Origin of the sequence: Micromonospora sp. DT41 (assembly GCF_049841715.1) — a bacterium.
In the GTDB taxonomy this organism is placed as follows: Bacteria; Actinomycetota; Actinomycetes; order Mycobacteriales; family Micromonosporaceae; genus Micromonospora; species Micromonospora profundi.
The window spans coordinates 166,493-188,838 of record NZ_JBNCKU010000008.1; the positions used below are offsets into that span (position 1 = coordinate 166,493).

The following is a 22,346-nucleotide window of genomic DNA, read 5'->3' on the forward strand; positions in this document are numbered from 1 at the left end:
CTCCGACCGCGCTCGGCGTCACCCACCGCCGCGCGCCAGGTGCGCCCGGACGTCCTCCATCGACGACAGGTCGGGCACCGTCCAGCCATCCAGGTCGTACTCGTCCAGGCAGGACTCGACGAACGCCTTGTAGCCGTCGAGCTGCCCGTCGGCCACCTGGCCGAGCAGCAGCTCCACCCGGGTGTTCTCGTGGTTGCCGGCGTAGTTGCGCTCGTACAACTCGTGCCGACCCGCGAACTCGGTGCCCACCGCGTCCCAGAGCAGCTTCATCACCTTCACCCGCTCCACCGCGTCCGTGCCGTTCGAGCCGCGCAGGTACCGGTCGAGGTAGGGGCGGACATCGGGGTTGCGGAAGTCGTCCGCCGCAGAGTTGACGTAGATCAGGCCGCTGGCCACGTCCTGCTGGATGATCTCGCGGACCCGCGGATACCCGATCTGCATGAACCAGCGGTACGCCATGCCGTACTGCGGGTTGGGCAGCACCGCGCCGTTACGCCAGGGCACCGGATTGCGCGCGGCGGCGTCGGACAGACCCCAGAACAGGTTGCGCCAGGCAAGTACCTCACCCAGCCGGGCCTGCACGCCCCGGAAGTCCTGGGTGCCGGTGATCTCCAGGGCCTTGGCCAGCAACCCGGCGATGAACTCCAACTTGACGGCCAGCCGGGTGCAGCCGTGGAAGGTGAACCGTTCGACGAACCCCGACCGGCCGGCGAATGTCTGCACCTTGCCGATGTCGCCGTAGACGAAGACGTTCTCCCAGGGGATCAGCACCTTGTCCAGCACGAGGATCGTGTCGTTCTCGTCCAGCCGGGACGAGAGGGGATAGTCGAACGGACTGCCCATCGCCGCGGCGGCTGCCCCGTACGACGGGCGGCAGATCAGTTTCACCCCGGCCGCGTCCATCGGGACTGTCGCCACCAGGGCGAACTCCTTCTTCTTGATCGGCAGACCGTAGTGCGCCACGAAGTTGTAGTGGCTAAGCGCGGAACCCGTGGCCACCACCTTCGCCCCGCTCACCACCACCCCGGCGTCGGTCTCCCGCTCCACGTGGATGAACACGTCGGCGATCTCGTCCACCGGGCGGTTGCGGTCCACCGGCGGGTGCACGATGGCGTGGTTCCAGAACAGCACCCGCTCCTGCGACTCCCGGTACCAGCGGCGGGCGTTGTCGGCGAACGGGTCGTAGAAGTCGGCGTTGGCGCCCAGCGTGCCGAGGAACGACGCCTTGTAGTCGGGGCTGCGCCCCATCCACCCGTAGCTCATCCGGGCCCACGCCGCGATGGCCCGTTGCGCGCCCACCAGATCCTCCGCGCTGTGCGGGGTGGTGAAGAAGCGATGTGTCCAGCCGTCGCTGCCGCTGTCGGTCGGCCCGGTCAGCTCGGCGCGGTGTTGCGGATCATGCAGCGCGTCGTACAGGCGGGCGGTCATCCGGACCGGGTTGCGGAACGCCGGGTGCGTGGTCACGTCGCGGACCCGGTCACCGTACAGATAGATCTCCCGGGAGTCGCGGATGCTCTCCACGTACTCGTCGCCGGTGAGCGGGCGGGTGGACCGGCGGGCCGTGCCGCCGTCCGGCTCCGGGCCGGGGGCCGTCGAGCGCGCCTGGGCGGCCTGGGTCATCGGGCACCTCCTGCGTCGTACTCCACTCGCGCGCGGGCGCCCGCCGACGCCACGATCCGGGCGGGTGGGAAACGTCGGAGAGTGCGCGGCCGTCGTCGGGCGGCCGGAGTGGAGGTTGTCCTCATCCTGGCAGCGGTCCCGGCCGCCACGGGTCTTCTCGATTGCGGCATCGGTCAGGCCGAACGCAGCGGGCCGTCGGCCGCCGACACGACCTCGGCCAGCACCTCGCGGTAGCCGCGGACCAACTCGATGATCGTGCGCTCGTCGTAGAGGTTGCTGTTGTACTGCACGCTGCCCACCACGTCCCCGGCCGGATCGAGGTTGAGCGTCCACAGTGCGCCGTTCGGCACGTCCGAACCGACCTGCTGGGAGAGCAGGCGTCGACGCATCTCCGTCCAGACGAGGTCGCCCACCCACTCGTCGTCGAGCACGAAGGGGAACGGGAAGACCTGGAACACGCAGGCCGCGCCGTCGTCGCCCATCACCGGGAGCATCAGCTCGGGGGCCTCGGCGGCGATCTGCGGGAACGGCAGGTCGTGGCCGTAGCCGTCCAGGCAGGACCGTCGTACGCGGGCCACGACGTCGAGGAACGTCCGGCAGCCCTCGAACCGGGTACGCAGTGGCAGCAGGTTGAAGAACGGGCCCACGGTGTAGGTGAACCGGTCGTCGGCGCGGCCGGGCGAGAACGTCGGCACCACGACGTCGTCCGCGCCGGTCCGTCGTCTCACCAGCACCGTGAAGGCCGCCAGCAGCACCATGAACGGAGTGCTGCGGGTGGCCCGGGCCACGTGGAGCGCCGGTGCGACAAGCGACGAGTCGATGAGGAACCGGTACACGGCGGTGGACTCCGGCAGGCCGGTCGACTTGGGCCGGTCCGTGGGCACCGCGAAGATCCGCGCCTCGCGCAGCTCGTCGCGCCAGTACCGCCGGGCGGGCTCCGCCGACTCCGCAGGCAGCGACCGCTGCCATCGTGCGTACTCCCGGTAGGGGGTGGTGGGCGGCAGGTCGTGGCCCGGGTGTCCGCGTCGGGCGGCGTACCGGTCGGCCAGGTCGCGGGCGAGGACGCGCACCGACCAGCCGTCGGTCGCCGTGTGGTGCACGACGACGGCCAGCAGGGCGTCGTCGTCGTCGAAGCGGATCAGGGTGGCGCGCAGCAGCGGCAGCCGGCCGACCGGCAACTCGCCGGACTCGATCTCGTTGAGCAGCTCCTCCACCCGCAGCTCCCGGGCCTCGGCGTCGAGGCCACGCTCCTCGCGTTCGTCCAGGTCGGGCAGGACGGCGGCGAAGATCTCCTGGTGCGGCTGGGTTTCGTCGCGGACGATCCGGGTCCGCAGGGTCTCGTGGCGGACGACCAGGTCACCCAGGGCCGAACGCAGCGTCGGGCCGTCCACCCGCCCGCGCAGCCGCCAGCCGTGCACGATGTGGTTGTGCGGGCCGAACGGGCCCTCCTCGTCGCCGCGGTCGAAACCGCAGAGGAACTCCTGGTTGTACGACAGCGGAATGCCGCTGAGCAGTGGGCGGCCGGTGGTCACGCTTGGCGCGGTGTCCATCCTGAGGGGCTCCTTCGGTGCGGGGCCCGGGCTCGGCGGGCCTGCGGGGGCCTGCGGGGGAATCCAGCCGACACCGCCTGTGGTGGCGGTCGGCGCGGCCCGACGGCCGGGCGCGCGCCGGCACGGCCGTGGTGACCGCGATCGACGCTACCGGCAGCCCGGGGACGCCCCTTCTCTCAGCGTGCGCAGCGCCGCCGGGCGACCCGGACGGCGGTGCGGTCGCACCCTCGGTCGGCATCGGCGGCGTTGTCCGGCCCCTGCGGCAGACCGCAACCCGGAAGGTGACCGTCCGGCCGGCGCGGTGTGACGCTGGCCGGGCCGCGGACCGGCGGCAGGGCGACCGTCCGCGCCACCCGGCGCGGCGGACGCGACGAGGATCGACGGTGAAGGAGCGTGCTGCCATGGCGGTCGTCAGGGAGCAGGCCGGGTCGGTGCCCGCCTCGTCGCCGGAGCCCGTCCCGAGTCCCACCGAACTGCTCGAACGCGCCCGGGAGCTGGCCCCGCTGCTGGTCCAGCGGCAGGCCGAAACCGAAGACCGCACCTTCTACGCCTCGGACGTGCACGCCCGGTTCCAGCGCGCCGGGTTCCACCGGATGCTGGTGCCGCGCCGCTACGGCGGCTACGAGACAGACATCGGCACCTTCCTCGCCGTGGTTACCGAACTGGCCCGGGCCTGCCCGTCGACCGGCTGGATGTACTGCCTCGGCGCCACCCACGCGGTCGCCGTGGCGACCCTGTTCGACGAGCCCGCCCAGGCGGAACTCTTCGCCGGCGGCGACTTCGTCTGCCCGGCGACGATCGTTCCCTCCGGCACCGCACGCCGAGGCCCGGACGGGCGCTGGAGGGTCACCGGCACCTGGAACTACTGCTCCGGCGCGCCGTACGGCACGCACTTCCTCGGGCACGCGCTGGCCGAGCCGACCGACGGTGGGCCGCCTCGACCGGTGCTGTTCGTGGCACCCCGGCAGCAGTGGCGGCGACTCGACGACTGGGGCGGGCAGCTCGGACTGCGGGGCAGCGGATCGCACAGCATCACCGTCGACGCCGACCTGCCCGCGAGGTTCGTCCTCCCGGACACCCACCTCAGTGAGGTCGACGTGAGCGCAGGCACGCCCGGCCGGACGCTGCACGGCAACCCGCAGTACGGAGGCGGCCCGATCAGCTTCATGGTGTTCGAGGTGGCCGCACTCGCCATCGGCATGGCGTACGGCGCGCTGGACGTCTACGGCGAGCTGATGCGGTCGCGGCGGACCGCATTCCCGCCGGTCGTCGGCCGCGCGGAGGACCCCGACTACCAGATCTGGTACGGCGAGGCCACCGGCATGATCGCGACGGCCGAGGCCGCTCTGCGCGACGCGGTCCGCCAGTGGAACGCGCTCTGCGCCGCCGGACCAGAGGCATTCACCCGGGAGCAGGATCTGCGCCTGGCCACCATCTGCCGACAGGTGATCCGGCTGTGCTGGCAGGCCGTCGAGCGGCACCTGTTCCCGACGGCCGGTTCGAGCGCGGTACGCCACGGTGAGCGTCTGGAACGGATCTGGCGCGACATGTCCATGCTGCACACCCACGCGGGCTTCGCCGTCTTCCTTCCCACCCGGGCCACCCGCGAGTACACCCGGGCCCACTTCGCGGTGGGCTGACACCCCGCGTCGCCGGCCACCGGCGCGCCGGAACCCCCTGGAGGCTGTGGTGACCAATGTCGGTGAGGTGGACGGGCTGACGCTGTTCCCGGCGGACGCCGGATACCGGGCCGCCGTCGAGGTGTTCAACCTTGCGGCTCCCGTACGCCCGGCAGCCGCCGTGACCGCCCGCACGGTCGGGCAGGTGCGCGCCGCGATCCTGGACGCGCGCCGCCGCGGCTGGCACGTTCGTGTGCACTCGACGGGCCACGGCAGCGCCGCCGCGCGGCCGGTCGACGGCGGCCTGCTGATACGCACCCGCCTGACCGGCGGGGTGTCGATCGACCCGCTGGCGCGGGTGGCCCGGGTGCCGGCGGGCACCCGGTGGGGCGAGGTGGCGCAGGCCGCCGCCGCGTACGGGCTCGCCGCGCCGCACGGTTCCTCGCCCACCGTCGGCGTCGTCGGCTATCTGCTGCGCGGCGGAGTCAGTTTCTACGGCCGGCAGGTGGGCCTGGCGGGGAACCGGGTCCGGGCTGTGGAACTGGTCACCGCCGACGGGGAGTACCGCCGCGTGGACGCGGACAACGATCCGGAGCTGTTCCACGCCCTGCGCGGTGGTGGCGGTGGATTCGGCGTGGTCACCGCCGTCGAGGTCGCGCTGCATCCGGTGGCCGCCGTGGTGACCGGCGCGGCGTTCTGGCCGGCGGCCCACGCGCCCGCCCTGCTGGACGCGTGGCGAGGCTGGACCCGGCACGCACCGGACCGGGCGACGACCACGTTTCGGGTGATGAACCTGCCGGCCATCGAGGGGGTGATCCCGTCTGCCCTGTCCGCCGGAACAGTGGTGTGCGTCGACGGCGCGGTGCTCGCGGCCACCGCCGACGAGCTGCCCGACGCCCAGCGGGTGGCCGACGAGCTGCTCGGTCCGCTGCGCGCCGTGGCGCCGACAATCCAGGACAGCTGGACCACCGCCGGGCCGATCGACGTGCTCGCCACCCACCTGGACCCGGCCGAGCCGGTGCCGCTTGTCGGCGACCACATGCTGCTCGACGAGCTGGACGAATCCGGTGCGGCGGCGTTCCTGGCCTCGGTGGGGCCGGACTCCGGTTCCCCCCTGATCAACGCCGAGCTGCGTCAACTCGGAGGGGCACTGGCCGTGCCCGACCCGGACGGCGGCATCCTCGACCATCTCCCCGCCCGCTACGCCTACGTCAGCGGGGGCATGCCGTTCGGTTTGGTGACGGTCGACGACATCCGTGGGCACTGCGCGACCGTGCGCCGGACGCTGACGCCCTGGAACACCGGGCGTACGGCACCTACCTTCGTCGAGACCGTCGACCAGCCGCAGCTGCACCTGGACGCCGACCAGGTCGCCGTGGTCGACCGGGTCCGCCGCCGGGTCGACCCGGACGATCTGTTTCGCCTCGACGTCGCACCGAACGCGTCAGCGGTGCGCTGATCAGAATCCGCCACCGCGCCCGCCCCGTCAGGGCAATTCGGGAGATGTCTCCCGGTGATCCAGGTGGGACGCTTTCTGCAAGTCGGAACACCAATTCGCGCCATTGAAAACTGTCGGGGAAAAGAGGTGCGTGATGCGATTCACCTCCATTCAGGAACGTTTCGCCGCGCAGGTGCTGCGGACGCCGGACGCCATTGCGGTCGTCGACGGCCAGCGCCGCGTCAGCTACCGGAAACTGGACGCCGAGGCCGACCGCCTGGCCGCCCGCCTGGTGGACCGGGGCGCGCGCCCGCAGACCCCGGTGGCGGTGCTGCTGGAGCGCTCGGCCGACGTGGTGGTCGCGTTCCTCGCGACGCTCCGGGTGGGCGCCGCCTATCTGCCGCTGCACCTGGCCCATCCCGACGAGCGGATCCGTCAGATCCTCGACCGCTCCGGTGCCACGTTGGCGCTCACCCACGCCGCCACCGCGGACCGCCCGCTGCCCATCGGGATCCGCACGCTGCGCGTCGACGGAACCAGCGAAGCCGGCGCGCCGCCAGCGGTCCCGGCGCGACCCGACGGCGTCGCGTACGTCATGTACACCTCGGGATCGACGGGGCAGCCCAAGGGCGTCGCGGTGACCCACCGGGGGGTGCTCGACCTGGTGGCCGACCCGTGCTGGGACAGCGGCCGGCACGACGTCGTGCCGATGCTCGCACCGCACGCGTTCAGCGTGTCCACATACGAGGTGTGGGTGCCGCTGCTGCGCGGCGGCCGGGTCGTGGTCGCCCCGCCCGGGGTGCCGGATCCCGCGACCCTGCGGCGGCTGATCCGCGACCACGGCGTCACCGGGTTGCACCTGACCGCAGGGCTGTTCCGGGTCCTCGCCGACGAGGACCCGACCTGCCTGAGCGGGGCACGCGAGGTGCTCACCGGTGGCGACGTCGTCTCGGCCGAGGCGGTGCGCGGGGTCCTGGAACACTGCCCCGACCTCACCGTCCGCGCCACGTACGGCCAGACCGAGGCCACCCTGTTCACGATGCACGCGCCGATGACGGCCTCCACGCCGCCGTCCGGCGCGGTGCCCATGGGCCGCCCGCTGCACGGGGTCGGGCACCGGGTGCTCGACGAGCGGCTGGCGCCGGTGCCGGACGGTGTGGTCGGCGAGCTCTACCTTTCCGGTGAACGCCTGGCCCGGGGCTACCCCGACGCTCCCGACCTCACCGCGGAGAGCTTCGTCGCCGACCCGTACGGCCCGCCGGGGCAGCGGATGTTCCGCACCGGGGACCTGGTCCGCCGGGACGCCGACGGCGTGCTGCACTTCTGCGGCCGGGCCAACGACCAGGTCAAGATCCGCGGTTTCCGGGTCGAGTTGGCAGAGGTGGAGGCGGCCCTGGAGACGCACCCCTCGGTGGCGCACGCCGCGGTCCTCGCGGTGCCGGCGCCGGGCGGTGATCGCCGGCTGGTGGGCTTCGTGGTCCCGGCCGGCGATCCCGTCGACACCGCCGACCTCACCGTGCACGTCGGCCGCCGGCTGCCCGACTACATGACACCCTCGGTCGTCGTGACGCTGGACCGGCTTCCGCTCACCTCCAACGGCAAGGTCGACCGCCGTGCGTTGCCGGTGCCGGAGCTGACCGCTCCGGCCTCCGGCCGCGCGCCGGCCACCGAGCGGGAGCGGGCACTGTGCGAGATCTTCGCCGACGTGTTGGGCATGCCGCAGGTCGGTCCGGACGACAGCTTCTTCGACCTGGGCGGGCAGTCCCTGCAGGCAATGAGGCTTGTCAGTCGGATCCGCTCGGTGCTGGGTCTGGAGGTCACGATCGACGTGGTCTTCGACGCGCCCAGCCCTGCCGCGCTGGCGCGGCACCTGGACCCGGTCGCGGCCTGACCCTTGCGAACCTGAGCCGGGAGAGCATGATGACCAACCCTTTCGACGTCTCCGACGCCATCTTCTCCGTGCTGGTCAACCCGGGCGGCGAGTTGTCGCTGTGGCCGTACCCGATCGACGTCCCGCCCGGGTGGACGGCCGTGCACGGTCCGACGGACCGCGCGACCTGCCGGGCGTACGTCTGCTCGCACGGGGTCGATCCGTGGCCCGGCGGCCAGCCCCGGAACCGCGACCATCCGGCCTGAACCCGCCGCCGGCCGGTTCCCTGAGGAGGAGTGGCACATGACCATCGACCCCCTGCCCGAGACACCGACGGGCGAGGCGCCCGCGCCCGAGCCGGACCTCGTCCAGCTACTCACCCCCGACGGTGACCGGGTGGAGCATCCGGACTACCGACTCGACGTGTCCACCGAGGACCTCCGCGGCCTGTACCGCGACCTGCTGCTGGTGCGCCGCCTCGACGCCGAGGCGCTCGCCCTGGCCCGCCAGGGTGAGCTGGGCGCCTGGCCCTCCCTGCTCGGCCAGGAGGCCGCGCAGGTCGGCTCCGCGCGCGCACTTACCGCCCTGGACATGGTCTTCCCCACCTACCGCGACCACGGCGTCGCCTGGTGCCGGGGAGTACCACCGGCGGACGTGCTGGCCTCGTTCCGCGGCGTCGCGCACTCGGGCTGGGACCACGCCGCCCACCGACTGCATCCGTACGCCATCGTCATCGGCAGCCACGCGTTGCACGCCACCGGCTATGCGATGGGAATCCAGCGCGACGGCGTCGACGAGGCCGCCATCGTCTACTTCGGCGACGGCGCCACCAGCGAGGGCGACGTCAACGAGGCGTTCGTGTGGTCCGCGGCGCAGAACGCGCCGGTCGTGTTCTTCTGCCAGAACAACCAGTGGGCCATCTCGGTGCCGACCGAGAAGCAGTCGCGGGTGCCGTTGTACCGGCGGGCCGCCGGCTTCGGTTTTCCCGGCATCCGGGTGGACGGCAACGACGTGCTTGCCTGCCTGGCTGTCACCCGGGCCGCGATGGAGAACGCCCGGTCCGGCCAGGGGCCGACGTTGATCGAGGCGGTCACCTACCGGATGGGACCGCACACCACCTCCGACGACCCCACCCGCTACCGGGAGCAGGCGGAGCTGGAACGGTGGCGGCTGCGCGACCCGATCACCCGGGTCCGCGCTCACCTCACCCGTACCGGAGCCGCCGACCCGGCCTTCTTCGCAGACGTCGACGCCGAGGTCGACGCGCGGGGCGCGGAGCTGCGCCGGCGATGCCTGGACCTGGCCGAGCCGGCCCCGGACGTCATCTGGTCGCACGTGTACGCCGTCGGGCACCAGCAGCTCGCCGACGAGGTGCGGGCCGACCGGCCGGATGCCGTGGCGGAGCCGCCGCCCCGCGCCGTCGTCGTCGAACCGCCGCCCCCGGTCGCCGGGCACACCACGCGCACGTGGGCGCTGTCGCGAGCCATCAACGAGGGCCTGCGCAAGGCGATGGAGCAGGACCCGGCGGTGTTGGTGATGGGCGAGGACGTCGGTCGGCTGGGCGGGGTGTTCCGGGTCACCGACGGTCTGCAGAAGGACTTCGGGGAGAGCCGGGTGCTCGACACCCCGCTGGCCGAGTCCGGCATCGTGGGTACCGCGATCGGGCTGGCGCTCCGTGGCTACCGGCCGGTCTGCGAGATCCAGTTCGACGGGTTCGTCTTCCCGGCGTTCAACCAGATCACCACCCAGCTCGCCCGGCTGCGGGCCCGGACCTCCGGCCGGATCGCGCTTCCGGTCGTGGTGCGGGTGCCCTTCGGCGGCGGGGTGGGTGCTCCGGAGCATCACGGCGAGTCGCCGGAGGCGTACTTCACCCACACGCCCGGGTTGCGCGTGGTCACCTGCGCGAGCCCCGGCGACGCGTACGCCCTGATCCAGCAGGCCATCGCCTGCCCGGACCCGGTGATCTTCTTCGAGCCGAAGCGCCGTTACTGGGAACGGGGACCTGTCGACACGGACCTCGGACGGGCGCTGCCGTTCGACCGGGCGGCAGTGGTCCGCCCCGGGCGGGACGTCACAGTCCTCACGTACGGGCCGATGGTGAAGACCTGCCTGGAGGCTGCGGAGGCGTCCCCGACGTCTCTGGAGGTCATCGACATCCGTTCGCTCAATCCGCTGGACGAGGAGACGGTGCTGGCCTCGGTGCGGCGTACCGGCCGCTGCCTCGTGGTGCACGAGGCGCCGGTGTTCAGCGGGTTCGGCGCCGAGTTGGCGGCCCGCGTCGCACAACGCTGCTTCTACCACCTGGAGGCCCCGGTGGAGCGGCTCGGCTCCTACTCCGCGCCGTATCCGCCGTCGCGGACCGAGAGCCACTACCTGCCCGGCGTCGACCGCATCCTGGCCGCGGTGGACCGGATGACCGCGGAGTGACAATGGGCGAGCTACGGCACTTCAACCTTCCGGACGTGGGCGAGGGCCTGACCGAGGCGGAGATCCTCACCTGGCGGGTACGGCCCGGGGACACGGTAGCCATCAACCAGATCCTGATCGAGATCGAGACCGCGAAGGCGGCGGTCGAGCTGCCCAGCCCGTTTGCGGGCCGCGTCGCCGAGCTGCTGGTGGCCGAGGGCGACACGGTGCCCGTCGGCACGCCGCTGATCGCCGTCGCCGTCAGCGTCGACTCCGCCGAGATGGACGCCACTTCGGCCGGACCGGCCACGTCGGTCGAGCCGGCCACCGCGCCCGTCGGGCTGGCCGCGTCCCGCGCGTCCGCGCCGGTCGGGGCGGTCGAGCTGGCCGCTGCCGACCCGGCCGAAGACCGCGCGGAGCTCGTCGGCGCCGGCTCGCACCGCGCGCCCGCCCTGGTCGGCTACGGCTTCACCCCGGGTGGGGAAGCCGGCCCCGGTGAGCAGCGCGCCCACCGGCCCCGGCCGTCGGTCGCGCCCGGCGGCAACGCGGTGCAGGCCACACCGCCGGCCCGGCGGCTGGCCCGTGACCTCGGCGTCGACCTGGGTACGGTCGCCGGCACCGGCCCGGCGGGGGCGATCACCCGCGACGACATCAGGCGCGCTGTCGCGCCCGGCACGCCGACGCGCATCCCCGTCCGTGGCGTACGCCGATCGACCGCCGACGCGATGACCCAGGTGGCGGCCACCGTGCCGCACGTGACCACCTGGGTGCAGACCGACGTCACCGCGACCGTCGAGGCGGTGGCCCGGCTGCGCGAGATGCCCGAGTTCCAGCAGCGGCGGGTCAGCCCTCTCCTGTTCGTGGCGAGGGCCCTGCTGCTCGCTGTGGAGCGGCGACCAATGATCAACGCCTGGTGGGACGAGCCCGCCCGGGAGATCGTCCTGCGCGACCACGTCCACCTCGGCATCGCCGTGGCGACCGAGCGCGGGCTGCTCGTACCCAAGGTGAAGGACGCCCACGCGCTGCGGCTGCCGGCGCTCGCCGCGGCGATCGAGAACCAGGTGGACACCGCGCGCGCCGGGCGGTCCACCCCCTCCGACCTGACCGGCGGCACCATCACCATCACCAACACCGGAGTGTTCGGAGTGGACGGTGGCACGCCCCTCACCAACGTCGGTGAGTCGGCGATCCTCGCGGTGGGCCAGATCCGCGACATGCCGTGGGTGCACGAGGGCGCGCTCGCCGTACGCAAGGTCACCACGTTGGCGCTCTCATTCGACCACCGCGTGGTCGACGGCGACCTCGCCTCCGGTGTGCTGCGCGACGTCGCCGACCTGCTCGCCGACCCGGTCCGGATGCTGGCCCGGTGTTGACCGTGAGCGGGCCGACGCGGTGGCTGCGGGTCGAACCCCGCTACGGCGGGCCGCCCGGTGCGGGCAACGGCGGCTGGACGTGCGGTCTGGTCGCCGCCGCCCTGCCCGCGCCGCCGCCGGTGCCGGAGGTGACGCTGCACAGCCCCGCCCCGCTACACGTGCCGCTGGCGTTACGCGGGGGCACCTCGGGAGCCGTCCTGCACACCTCGGGTGGCCGGCTGGTCGCCACTGTCGTACCCAGGGGGGAGGACATCCCCGCGGTGCCGCCGGCCCCCCTCGACGCCGCCGACGGGTGGGTGGCCCGGCACGGGGCGCACCACCTGCCCACCTGCTTCGTCTGCGGCCCCCGGCGTCCGGACGGCCTGCGGATCCGGCCCCGGCGGACGCCAGACGGCGGTATCGCCGCCACCGTGGTGCTGCCGGTCGACGGGGTGCCGGCCCGGCTCGCCGTGTGGGCGGCGCTGGACTGCCCGGGCGGGTGGACCGTGATCAAGGCTGGTCGGACCCACCTGTTGGGTCGGCTGGCGGTCGTCGTCGACCGTCTGCCCGGGGCCGGCGACGTGTGCCTCGTGGTCGGCCGGGCCGTCCGCGTCGAGGGTCGCAAGGCGTTGGTGCGCACCACGCTGTACGGCGCCGACGGAGCGGTGGCCGCCCGTGCGGAGGCCACCTGGGTGTCGGTCGGGCGGTGAGGCCCGCACCGCACGCACAGAGATGCGACTCCGCCCGGCCGACCCGAATCATGACTCAGGAACGAGCGAATTCCGTAAATGCCGAAACGGCGGGGGCGGACGCAGTGCACAACTGTCCTCGGAAGGGAGAACGACAGCGATGAGCGGCAGAACCGTCGTGGAGTTCTGGCTCCATTACTACAACACGCCACATTTCCTGGATCAGACCCGGGAAATGGCGGCAAGCTTCAACGCCCGGCATCCCGAGTACGAGGTCGTCGTCACCGGACACGACTTCCACGACCTGCCGCGGGTGGTGGCCGAGGCCGCCGACCGGGGTGTCGCGCCGGCGGTGGCCCAGATCTACCTCACCGCCACCCAGGAGGCACGTGACATGGTGGACACGGCGGGTCAGCCGCTGTTCACCTCGGTCACCCGCGCGATCGCCGGCCGGCGGGAGATCCTGGGCGAGGCGGTAGTGCTCGACGACGTCCTGCCGCGGGTCCGCGACTTCTACACGGTCGACGGTGATCTCGCCTCGATGCCGACCCTGGCGTCCACCGCCCTGCTGTACGCCAACACCACGATGCTCGCCGCCGCAGGCGTCACCTCCGTCCCGTCCACCTGGGCCGAGGTGGCGGCGGCGTGCAAGTCGGTGGCCGCCCTGCCCGACGGCCCGGAGTACGCCATCACCTGGCCCAACCACGGCTGGATCTTCCAACAGGCGATCGCCCAGCAGGGCGGCCTGTTGGCCGACCACGACAACGGCCGGTCCGGACGGGCCCGCACGGTCGACCTGTCCTCCCCGGAGATGCTCGCGTTCGTCGGCTGGTGGCGACAGCTGCACCGGGACGGCTACTTCCTCTACACCGAGGACATGGACCCGAGCACCTGCTGGGGTGGCACCTTCATGGCGTTCGCCGAGCAGCGGGCCGCGCTCACCGTCAGCTCCTCGGTGGCCGCGCCGCACCTGGTGCAAGCCGGCCGGGACGGTGGCTTCGACGTGGTTGCCGCCCGACTGCCGCACAACGAGGCGGCGCCGTACGTGGGCAACCTGATCGGCGGGGACTCCCTCTGGCTCACCGCAGGCCTCGACCCGGCGGTGCAGGACGGCGCCCTGGCGTTCATGCAGTACCTCAACAGCCCGCGCAACGCGGCCGACCGGCACCGGGTCAGCGGCTACCTGCCGATCACCCTCAGCGCTGTGGACCTGCTGGAGCGGGAGGGCTGGTTCGCGCAGAACCCGCACGCCCGCGTCGGTGTCGACCAGCTCGCCGCGTCCGGGTCTTCGCCGGCCGCCCGGGGCGCGCTCTTCGGCGACTTCGGCGGCATGCAGGACGTGAACGCGCGAGCCATGCACGACGTGCTCCTGCACGACGCCGACCCGGCCGAGCGCTTCACCCAGGCGACCGAGGAGGCGCAGCGACTCCTCGACGAGTACAACGCCCACTGCGTCGCCGCCGACGGCACCCGCCGCAACCCGCCCTGCCTGCGCGTCTCCTGATCTCCACCCACCGGTCGCCCCGCGGCAGCCCGCCGCCGGGCGACCGACTGTGCTCCCAGCACCCGCGCCGCGGCGCGCGGCGCGGGTGAGGTGGGTTCAGGCGAGGGTAGGCAGATCGGGGCGTAGTGCTGCCGCTCCGCCGAGATAGACGTGCAGGAGGCCGTCGCGCGGGCGGTCGGTGTGCACGTGTGCCAGCAGCCGGATGATCCGGGGCGGGGCATCGGGTACGCCGATCTCGGTGGCGCACAGCAGGGGCACGTCGTGCAGGCCCATCCGGCGGGCAGCCGTGGCCGGAAAGGCGGTGCGCAGGTCCGGAGTGACGGTGAACAGGACGCTGATCAGGTCGTCCCCGGTCAGCCCGTTGCGTTCGAGGACTGCGGTGAGCAGCTCGACGGTGGCCTGCGCGATGTCATCAGGGCTGTCGCGGGGCACCTGCACGGCGCCGCGTAGCGCCCGTACCGTCGGCCTGGTCTCGGGTCCGGTCGGACCGCTGCGGCGCGCGGACACGGATTCTCCTCTCCACGCCGGCCGTTGCACGCCGGCGTCGCCAGGGGCCGTCAGGACGGCGCCCGGCTCCGAGCGGAACCGGGCGCCGTGACGGGCGGGATCGAGGCGGTCAGTCGCCGACGGTGAACTGGCCGGGAGTGCGGCCGGCTCCGGCCGGGCCCCGGTACGCCTGGGCGATGTTCAGCCACTGGTCGGCGTCCGGTCCGCTGGCCACCAGGGACAGGTCCTGGCGGTGCCGCCGGCGGGTCACCAGGAGGCAGAAGTCCGCGGCGGGCCCGCTGATCCGCTGCTCCGCGTCGGCGGGCCCGAACTCCCACTGCTGCCCGGACGGGCCGGTGAGCGACCAGTGGAACTGCACGTCCGGCGTGGACAGGCCGCGGGCCTGGTAGCCGAAGTCCCACGTGCGGACGGCGAATCCGACGAGGTGACCGATCCGGTCGGTGTACTGCCGACGTACCGCCAGAGCGTCGGCGATGTCCTGGCCGTGACCGAACAGCTCCATCATGCCGGCGGCGGCCAGCACCGGGGCCGGCAGTGGCCGGACCAGCCAGGGCACCATCTCACCGGCCGGCACCGCGGCGAGTGCCTTTTCGGCGGTGGCGCGTTCGGCACGCCACCGGTCGAGCAGGGTCGCCGGTGGCTCGGCGAGGTACGGCGCCATCGCGGCGTCGACGTTGGCGTCGAAGTCGCTGCTGAGGCGGGCGGTCATCGCCCGGAAGACCTCGGGCTCGGCCGCCGCCGTCCCCGCGAGTCGGAACGTCGCCGCGAGGTGGGCGATCTGGTGGGCGATGGTCCAGCCGGGGGCGGGGGTGGGGCGCGACCATTCGGCCGGGTCGAGGTCGGCGACGAGACGGTCGATGTCGTCGCCTTCGGCCGTGAGGTCGGAAATGACGTCCTGCTGGGTCACGGGTCGGTCCTTCCGCTCGTCGGGCAGGGACGGTGGCCTCGGCGGGTCGGTCCGGTCGAGGCCACCCGGCCCGTCACAGATAGAGGGTGTTGGGTTCCAGGCCGCAGGCGATCCGCCCGTACAGCTCCAGGTTGGTGTTGGGGTGCATGATGGCGTGCAGGTTGAGGGTCTGCACGTCCCTTTCGATGCGCTGGATCGGCACCGTGTTGTAGATCGACGAGCCGCCGCTGGCCGTGTTCAGGATGTCCACGGCCTCCTTGGTCCGCTGGCACGTCGCACCCAGGTCGAGCCGGGTACGGGCGCGCTCCTCCAGCGTCCACTGCTCGGACCGGGCGGCCTTGCCGTCCAGCCGGTCCGCCGCCCGGTAGGCGTGGAATTCGGCTTCGTCGAGTTTGGTCGTCGCCTCCGCTACCTGAAGGTGCGTCAGCGGCGCCTCCGCCTGACTTTCGTAGCTGGTGTAGGTGATCTTGCGGCCGGGCAGTCGCTCGAAGAAGGCGTCCCGTGCGGCGCGGCCGAGGCCCAACGCGGTGGCCCCGATGGTGGTGCAGGCGGTCGGCATGAACGGCGCCTGGAAGACCGGCGAGGAGGCGTTGAGGACCGACCGGTGGACGCCCTGCAGGACCGGGCCCATCGGTAGTACGCGCGCCTGCGGCACGAAGAGGTCCTTCGCCACGGTGGTCACGCTGCCCGAGCCGCGCAGACCGGCCGTGTGCCAGTCGTCGATGATCTCCAGCTCGGAGATCGGCACGGCAACCATGATCGGCTCGTACTCGCCGTTCGGGTGGGCCAGGACCGCCGCGTTGGTGTTCCACGAGCTCTGCTGGACGCCGCTGTTGAACGACCACTTGCCGTTGAGGACGATGCCGCCGTCGGCGGGTACGCCGACCGCGGACGGACTGAGGATGCCGCTGATCCGCACGTCCGGCACGGAGAAGATCTCGTCCTGCACCTCGTCGGGGAACAGGCCGGCCATCCAGGTGCTGATCGCCCAGACTGACAGGGTCCAGGACGTCGAGCCGTCGCCCCGGGCGATCTCGGCGATCACCTCCACGACGGTGCGCATGTCCGACTCGTAGCCGCCGTAGCGGGTGGGCACCCGCATCCGCAGCAGGCCGGCGTCGGTCAACGCCTCGATCGTGGTGTCGTGCAGGCGGCGGTTCTCCTCCTGCCAGAGGGCGTTCTTCTGAAGCAGCGGCGCAAGCTCGGCGGCGCGGCGCACGAGCTCCGCCCGGGGCGGGGCGTTGGTGAGATCCACAGAATGCTCCTTCGGGTCACGGCGTGGGCAGGACATGGTGCGGCGCGTCGATCGGCGGGCGGGACGGGTTTCGCGGGGAAGACGTGTGGCGGAGGAACCCGTGCCGGCCGGTGCGCGCCGATCCGCATCACGACCTTGGCACCGGGCCTGTTCCCGCCGCACCTTCCGACGTGCGGACGTGCCGGTGCGGCGCCGGTCGTCGACGATCGCGCTGGTCGCGGGTGGACGCACCGGCTGTGGACACGGCGACAGGGGGTACGACGGCGGGTGGCTGCGCGACCGTGGCCCGACGCCTGACGAACGCGGCGAGCACGGCGGCGCACAGCAGGACGACGGCGACCAGGGTGAGCGTCGCCCGCGCCGCCGGCAGGAAGGCGTCGGCGAACGCGTCCGCCGCCGCCGTCGAGAACCGCTGTGCCGGGCCGGCGGCGAGACCGGGCGGCGGACTCACCCCACCGTGCTGGCCCGCGCCCAGATTCAGTCCGTGCGCGGCGGCCCGTTCGAAGCCGTCCACGAAGGCGGGACGCAACTCCGGCGGCAGTTGCTCGGCGCGGGCGGTGACGCTGGCGTGCAGCCCGTCGACCAGCCGGTGCTGGAGCAGCGCGCCGGCGACCGCGGCACCGAGCACCCCGCCCACCTGACGCGCGGTGTTGAGCACGCCGGACGCCGCCCCGCCCAGCACTTGTGGTACGGCCCGCATCGCCTCGGTCGTGGTGGGTGCGATGGCCGCCCCCATCCCGACCCCCACCAGCATCAGCGGTAGCACGAACGTCGCCGGGGTGGCGTCCGTCCCCGGGACGACGGCCACCGCGAACACCCCGGCCGCGAACGCCGCCAGCCCGACCATCAGCAGGAGCCGACCGCCGACCCGGTCGGTGAGGCGACCGGCGACGGGGGCCACGGCGCTGAGTGTCAGCGTCCACGGCAGCGCGGTGACCCCGGCCAGCAGCGGGCTCATGCCGAGCAACGTCTGGGTCTCGATGACGAAGACCAGCAGGAAGCCGTAGAGCGCGAACGACGTGCTCATTGTGATGACGACCGCGGCGGTGAAGGTACGGTCGCCGAACAGTCGGGTCGGCACCAGCGGTGCGCGGTGCCGGCGTTCCCAGCCGACGAAGACGAGCAGCATCACCACGCCGGCGACCAGGATCATCGGCACCGTCACGGCGCCGATCGCAGGACCCCAACTCAGTCGTTCGCCCTCGACCAGCGCGTAGGCGACGGCGACCAGACCGGCCGTGGCGAGCAGCACGCCGACCGGGTCGAAGCCGGACGGGCGGGGTGATCGCAGATCCGGCACCAGCCGTAGCGTGGCCACCACCCCGGCGACGCCGAGCGGAATGTTGATCAGGAAGATCCAGCGCCAGCCGAGGTCGGTCAGGAGCAGCCCGCCCAGCGTGGGTCCGCTGACCGCCGCCAGCCCGGCCACGGCGGTGAAGATGCCGAACGCGGCTCCCCGCCGGGCCGGCGGAAAGATAGCGGAGATGAGCACCAGCGCCTGGGGCAGCAGGGTGGCCGCCGCGACACCCTGCACGGCCCGGGCGGCGATCAGCTCACCCGGGGTCCGCGCCGCCCCACACAGCAGGGAGGCCACCGCGAATCCGGCGAGTCCGGCGACGAACACCCGGCGCGGGCCCAGCAGGTCACCCAACCGGCCGGCGACGATGAGCAACGACGCCAGCGCCAGGAGGTAGGCGTTCAGCACCCAGAGGATCTCGTCGATGCCGGTGTCGAGATCGCGCATGATCTGCGGTGCTGCGGTGTTGACGATGCTCGTGTCGAGCAGGATGAGGAAGTTGCCCAGGCACAGCACCGCCAGCGCGACCCACGGATTGCGCCGCGCGGCGGGCTCGCTCACCGGCCGGCCTCCTCGACCCGTGCCTCGGACACGGCGACCAGATCGGCGCGGAGCCGCAGCCCGACCTGCCGAGCGGCGGCCAGGCTCGCCCAGGACGTCAGGTCGATAAGCGTGGCGTCGGCCGGCTGCTGTTGCCGGAACGCCTCGACCTCCCGTTCGGTGACCCGATACGAGGCGAGCGCCGTCAACAGGGCCAACTCGCCGGCGGCCCGGTCGCCAGGTGGAAGCTCGGCGACAGCCTCGGTGATCCGGTGCCGTTCAGTTGGGCCGGGCGGCGCGGTGCCCCGGACCAGGTGGGTGAGCACCAGCGAGCGGACCCGGACCGGCACGCTGCGTTCTCCCGCCGCGTCGATCGCCGCCGTCCGGGCCACCGCGTCGGCGATGGTGGCGTGCCCGTCCGCCCACGCCAGGTCGGGTGGCGAGGCTTCCGGCGGCAGCGGCGGCAGAACGGTGCCGGGCACGACCCTCCGGCGGGCGAGCGGGCCGAGGAGCCGGGCGGCCATCCGGCGCGAGCGGTCCGCGCCGAGCCGGCGCATCGGCGCGGGCACCGGCGAGTCCGGCAGGAAGATGTTCACCATCCGGTTGAGATAGTGGAACGCGACGGCGACGCCGATCAGCTCCGCCGCGTCGGCCGGCGCGAACGGCGGGGTGGGGCGACCCTCGATCTGGCCGCTGGCCCGCGCCCACCGGGCCAGTGCCCTCGTCCCGGCGTCGGGGAGGTCGTCGATCCGGTCCGCCGCCAAGACCGCGGCGTCGCGGTCCGTTCCGGCCAGTCCGGTCAGTGCCGCGCCGTGTACGTCCACGCAGTACGGGCAGGCGTTGCCGACCGACACCGCCGCCGCGACGAGTTCCTTGGTCGCGCGGCTGACGGTCCCCTGGGCGAGCAGTGTCTCGCGCAGCAGGGACCAGCACGCGGCGAGCACGTCCGGTGCGGCGGCGTGCAGCGCGACAGGTGTGGCAAGCATGCCGAAATCCCGCTCCATCTGCCGGTACACAGTGCGCACGAGGCCGGTGGCCGCGTGCGGTGGCACCGGGGCGACGTAGCGGATCTGCCTCATCGCAGCGCCCCGAGTCGCCCGAGCGATCAGTAGAGCCATGGCGGTCCTCTCCTGTGCGGCGCGGGGCCCGTGGCCCGGCCACGGGCGCCGCGCGGGGATCAGCGGGCCGCTGCCGGATGTGGCGAGCCGGCGGCGACGCGCGAGCTGGCCACCGGCGCGGGCGGCGGTGCCCCGTAGGTGACCCGCACGCCGCGTTCCTGTGCGGCGCGGACGATTCCGGGCATGGCCCGCTCGGCGAGGGCCGAGATGGTGAGTGCCGGGTTGACGGTGAGCGCGCCGGGCACCGCCGAGCCGTCGGTGACGAAGATGCCGGGATGGTTGCGCAGCTCGTGCCCGTCGTCCAGGGCGGACGTCTCCGGATCGTCGCCGATCCGGCAGGACGCCAGCGGGTGCACGGTGTACGCGCCGACCAGGTCATTTGTCCACGGCATGACCTTCGCGAGGCCGTCGCGTTCGAGGATGTCCCGTACGTCGGCGTCGGCGAGCCCCCAGCCGCGCAGGGTGTTGGACGTCGGCCGGTAGCTCAGCGGGCCGTGGCCGAGCATCTGCTGCGAGAAGCGGCGCGCGTTGCCGGTCTCCGGTGGTGCCCCGAACACGCCCTCGTTGTCGTCCTCGGACATCGTGAAGATGGTGAGCCAGGACTTCCACTTGCGAAGGAAGTCCTTCTTGTCGACGCCGAACCAGGTGGGGCCGCTGGCGTCCGGGGCCTGTGCCAGGATCGTGCCCAGCCCGGGCGGGAAGTAGAGCTGCTCCAGCGAGTACCGCTCGTACTCCGGAAGGTCCGGGTCGAGCCGGTCCCAGCTCGCCACGACCGGTCCACGGCCGATCTGGTGCGCCTCGTACGGCACCCCGTCCGGACGGCTCAGCCCCAGCACCTCACGGACCTTGTCCTCGTCGAACGCGGCGGTGTTGAGGCGTTCGCCGTTGCCGGAGAAGTAGCGCCCGACAGCATGCGGCATGCGGCCCAGCGTCGCCTCCGACCGTTGCAGGATGACCGGCGTCGCGCCCGCGCCGGCAGCCAAGATGACGATCTTCGCGTCGATCGCGCCGGTGTCGTGCAACACCCGGTAATCCTCGTCGTCGACGATCCGGAAGTGCACCCGGTAGCCGCCGTCGTCGGTGCGGGACAGGTGCTGCACCTCGTGCAGCGGACGGATCTGCGCTCCGTGGGCGACGGCACCCGGCAGGTAGTTGAGCAGCAACGACTTCTTCGCGTCGAAGCGGCAGCCGGCCATCATCCAGTTGCAGTTGGTGCACTCGTCGACGTTCACCGCCGACGGCACCGGGTTGGCCGTCCGGCCGGCGTGTGCGCAGGCCGCCGCCCACAGTCCGCCGCCGTACGGCACCGTCTCCCAGCCCTGCGGCGTCACCGGCAGGGACTCGGTGACCACGTCGTACCAGGGGTCGAGGGTGTCCCGGTTGATGGCCGCAGGCCACATGCGGCGGCCGATGCTGCCGCGCCGCTCGAAGACGAAGCGCGGCGCGCGCGGCATGGTGGCGAAGTAGACCACGCTGCCACCGCCCACGCAGTTGCCGCTGAGCACGCTCATCCCGTCGCCGACCACGAAGTCGAAGATCCGGGTGTACGAGGCGCCCAGCTTGAAGTCGTGGTCGAACTCGTCGGCGTCCAACCACGGTCCTCGTTCGAGGACGACCACACGGGCCCCGCCGGCGGCCAGGTGGTAGGCGGCGATCGCCCCACCGAAACCACTGCCGATCACGACGACGTCGGTGCTCTCGATACTGGTCATGAAGGGCTCCCCGTCGTGGTGGTCCGCGGGTGGAGGGCGGCGAGTTGCCGTCCGTACGAGAACTGTCCGAAGCGCCAGAGGCCGTCCGGCCCGGGCGGCGCGTATCCGATGGTCATCAGGCCGGGGTGACCCTCGGCGAGGGCCTGCGGCGTGCTCAGGTGCGCGGCGCTGTCGAAGGCCATGTTGCTGAACAGGGCCATCCCCACCCAGATGCTCTTCTCCGGGTGCTCCGGGGCGGTGAGGATCTGCACCAGTGCCGCCCGGTGCGAATAGTCCAGCGCGACGAACGCGGGCAGGTCGGCGTCCAGGTCCAGACCGCGCTCCGCCGCGTACTCCGCCGCGTGCCCGTTCAGGAGCGCCACCAGGCCGTCCAGCGATTCGGCGAGACCGCCGGCCGGGTGGGTGAGCATGTCGAGGGCGCCGGACGCGACCGCGCCTCCGCCGGTGGAAACCCCGGCAATCGCACGGTCCTCGGGAAAGCGTTTCTCGCCCGGAATGATCGTGTCGGCAAACGCCTCGAGCGTCATCGTCCAGCCGTGGGATTCGGGTTCGGAACTCATCACGTCACCTCCTCGACGGGACTCTTTCCGGCGTCTGCCGGCCGTTTGTGCCCGCCGTCTACGGATTCCTGGGCGGGCTGTCGGCCTGCGGCCGTGGGTGGATCGCCCGGCGGCGCCGGGGCGCGTCAGCCCGTCCGCTGCCGCCACATCGTGCGATCGGCGTCGCACGCCACGCATCTCCCGGCGTGCGCAGGAATACGGTCGGGCAACAGCGCGCGGAATCGTCTGTGCGGTAACCGGGCCGCGCCGGTATTCCCCGACGTCGAAGCGATATGGATAGCACACAGGTAAACGCGATGAATGGCAGCGGGAGTGGTCGTCGTGAAACGCCGGACGCCGGTGTTTCTCCGAGCGTGCTCTGACCGCCACGAACGCTTGCGGCGCCGTCCGTGCCGCCAGTAT

General features: G+C 72.6%; 17 protein-coding genes and 1 pseudogene. 9 read left to right on the forward strand and 9 right to left on the reverse strand.

Going from position 1 to position 22,346, the window contains the following annotated elements; all coding sequences use genetic code 11:
• Positions 1 to 18: 18 nt before the first annotated feature.
• Entirely contained in the window at positions 19 to 1,620 is a 1,602-nt protein-coding gene (locus tag ACLQ23_RS17250; protein ID WP_053660735.1) for a 4-hydroxyphenylacetate 3-hydroxylase family protein, read from the reverse strand.
• Positions 1,621 to 1,793: 173 nt separating this feature from the next.
• Positions 1,794 to 3,170 (reverse strand): condensation domain-containing protein, encoded by a 1,377-nt coding sequence (locus ACLQ23_RS17255; protein ID WP_053660733.1) that lies wholly within the window; start codon positions 3,168 to 3,170, stop codon positions 1,794 to 1,796.
• A gap of 401 nt (positions 3,171 to 3,571) precedes the next feature.
• Here ACLQ23_RS17255 and ACLQ23_RS17260 point away from each other — a divergent pair, with 401 nt between their 5' ends.
• The 9 genes and pseudogenes from ACLQ23_RS17260 (at position 3,572) to ACLQ23_RS17300 (ending at position 14,048) form a co-directional block, all read left to right on the forward strand.
• Positions 3,572 to 4,810 (forward strand): acyl-CoA dehydrogenase family protein, encoded by a 1,239-nt coding sequence (locus ACLQ23_RS17260; protein ID WP_053660731.1) that lies wholly within the window; start codon positions 3,572 to 3,574, stop codon positions 4,808 to 4,810.
• A 49-nt stretch (positions 4,811 to 4,859) separates the two neighbouring features.
• On the forward strand, positions 4,860 to 6,248 hold the full coding sequence (locus ACLQ23_RS17265) for an FAD-binding oxidoreductase (RefSeq protein ID WP_082377734.1): 1,389 nt from the start codon (positions 4,860 to 4,862) through the stop codon (positions 6,246 to 6,248).
• A 133-nt stretch (positions 6,249 to 6,381) separates the two neighbouring features.
• Positions 6,382 to 8,118, forward strand: coding sequence for an amino acid adenylation domain-containing protein (locus ACLQ23_RS17270; RefSeq protein WP_425880798.1), 1,737 nt, complete (start codon positions 6,382 to 6,384; stop codon positions 8,116 to 8,118).
• A 29-nt stretch (positions 8,119 to 8,147) separates the two neighbouring features.
• Positions 8,148 to 8,363: an MbtH family protein gene (locus ACLQ23_RS17275; protein WP_053660976.1), complete on the forward strand. Its 216-nt coding sequence runs from the start codon at positions 8,148 to 8,150 to the stop codon at positions 8,361 to 8,363.
• A gap of 37 nt (positions 8,364 to 8,400) precedes the next feature.
• A pseudogene (pdhA, locus tag ACLQ23_RS17280) lies at positions 8,401 to 9,477 on the forward strand (pyruvate dehydrogenase (acetyl-transferring) E1 component subunit alpha); the annotation flags it as partial.
• A gap of 93 nt (positions 9,478 to 9,570) precedes the next feature.
• Positions 9,571 to 10,524, forward strand: coding sequence for an alpha-ketoacid dehydrogenase subunit beta (locus tag ACLQ23_RS17285; protein WP_255353061.1), 954 nt, complete (start codon positions 9,571 to 9,573; stop codon positions 10,522 to 10,524).
• 2 nt (positions 10,525 to 10,526) lie between these two features.
• Positions 10,527 to 11,876 carry a dihydrolipoamide acetyltransferase family protein gene (locus tag ACLQ23_RS17290; protein WP_197281664.1) on the forward strand — a complete coding sequence of 450 codons (1,350 nt, stop codon included), beginning with the start codon at positions 10,527 to 10,529 and terminating at the stop codon, positions 11,874 to 11,876.
• On the forward strand, positions 11,870 to 12,565 hold the full coding sequence (locus tag ACLQ23_RS17295; RefSeq protein WP_355593439.1) for a hypothetical protein: 696 nt from the start codon (positions 11,870 to 11,872) through the stop codon (positions 12,563 to 12,565). The genes ACLQ23_RS17290 and ACLQ23_RS17295 overlap by 7 nt, the downstream gene beginning before the upstream one ends.
• Positions 12,566 to 12,704: 139 nt before the next feature.
• The gene (locus ACLQ23_RS17300; protein WP_053660724.1) at positions 12,705 to 14,048 is read left to right on the forward strand and encodes an extracellular solute-binding protein; all 1,344 of its coding nucleotides are present in this window, start codon (positions 12,705 to 12,707) and stop codon (positions 14,046 to 14,048) included.
• A 96-nt stretch (positions 14,049 to 14,144) separates the two neighbouring features.
• Here ACLQ23_RS17300 and aroH read toward each other — a convergent pair whose 3' ends face one another.
• The 7 genes from aroH to ACLQ23_RS17335 form a co-directional block, all read right to left on the reverse strand.
• Positions 14,145 to 14,555, reverse strand: coding sequence for a chorismate mutase (aroH, locus tag ACLQ23_RS17305; protein WP_053660722.1), 411 nt, complete (start codon positions 14,553 to 14,555; stop codon positions 14,145 to 14,147).
• Between the two features lie 109 nt (positions 14,556 to 14,664).
• Positions 14,665 to 15,462, reverse strand: coding sequence for a TIGR03084 family metal-binding protein (locus ACLQ23_RS17310; RefSeq protein WP_053660720.1), 798 nt, complete (start codon positions 15,460 to 15,462; stop codon positions 14,665 to 14,667).
• A 73-nt stretch (positions 15,463 to 15,535) separates the two neighbouring features.
• Complete coding sequence (locus ACLQ23_RS17315) at positions 15,536 to 16,753, reverse strand: acyl-CoA dehydrogenase family protein (RefSeq protein ID WP_053660718.1); 1,218 nt, start codon at positions 16,751 to 16,753, stop codon at positions 15,536 to 15,538.
• A 91-nt stretch (positions 16,754 to 16,844) separates the two neighbouring features.
• Complete coding sequence (locus ACLQ23_RS17320) at positions 16,845 to 18,575, reverse strand: DHA2 family efflux MFS transporter permease subunit (protein ID WP_355633120.1); 1,731 nt, start codon at positions 18,573 to 18,575, stop codon at positions 16,845 to 16,847.
• The gene (locus ACLQ23_RS17325) at positions 18,572 to 19,633 is read right to left on the reverse strand and encodes a carboxymuconolactone decarboxylase family protein (RefSeq protein WP_231640231.1); all 1,062 of its coding nucleotides are present in this window, start codon (positions 19,631 to 19,633) and stop codon (positions 18,572 to 18,574) included. Before ACLQ23_RS17325 ends, ACLQ23_RS17320 begins: the two co-directional genes overlap by 4 nt.
• A gap of 98 nt (positions 19,634 to 19,731) precedes the next feature.
• Positions 19,732 to 21,384 (reverse strand): FAD-dependent oxidoreductase, encoded by a 1,653-nt coding sequence (locus ACLQ23_RS17330; RefSeq protein ID WP_053660711.1) that lies wholly within the window; start codon positions 21,382 to 21,384, stop codon positions 19,732 to 19,734.
• On the reverse strand, positions 21,381 to 21,944 hold the full coding sequence (locus ACLQ23_RS17335; protein WP_053660709.1) for a DUF5987 family protein: 564 nt from the start codon (positions 21,942 to 21,944) through the stop codon (positions 21,381 to 21,383). Before ACLQ23_RS17335 ends, ACLQ23_RS17330 begins: the two co-directional genes overlap by 4 nt.
• Positions 21,945 to 22,346 lie beyond the last annotated feature (402 nt).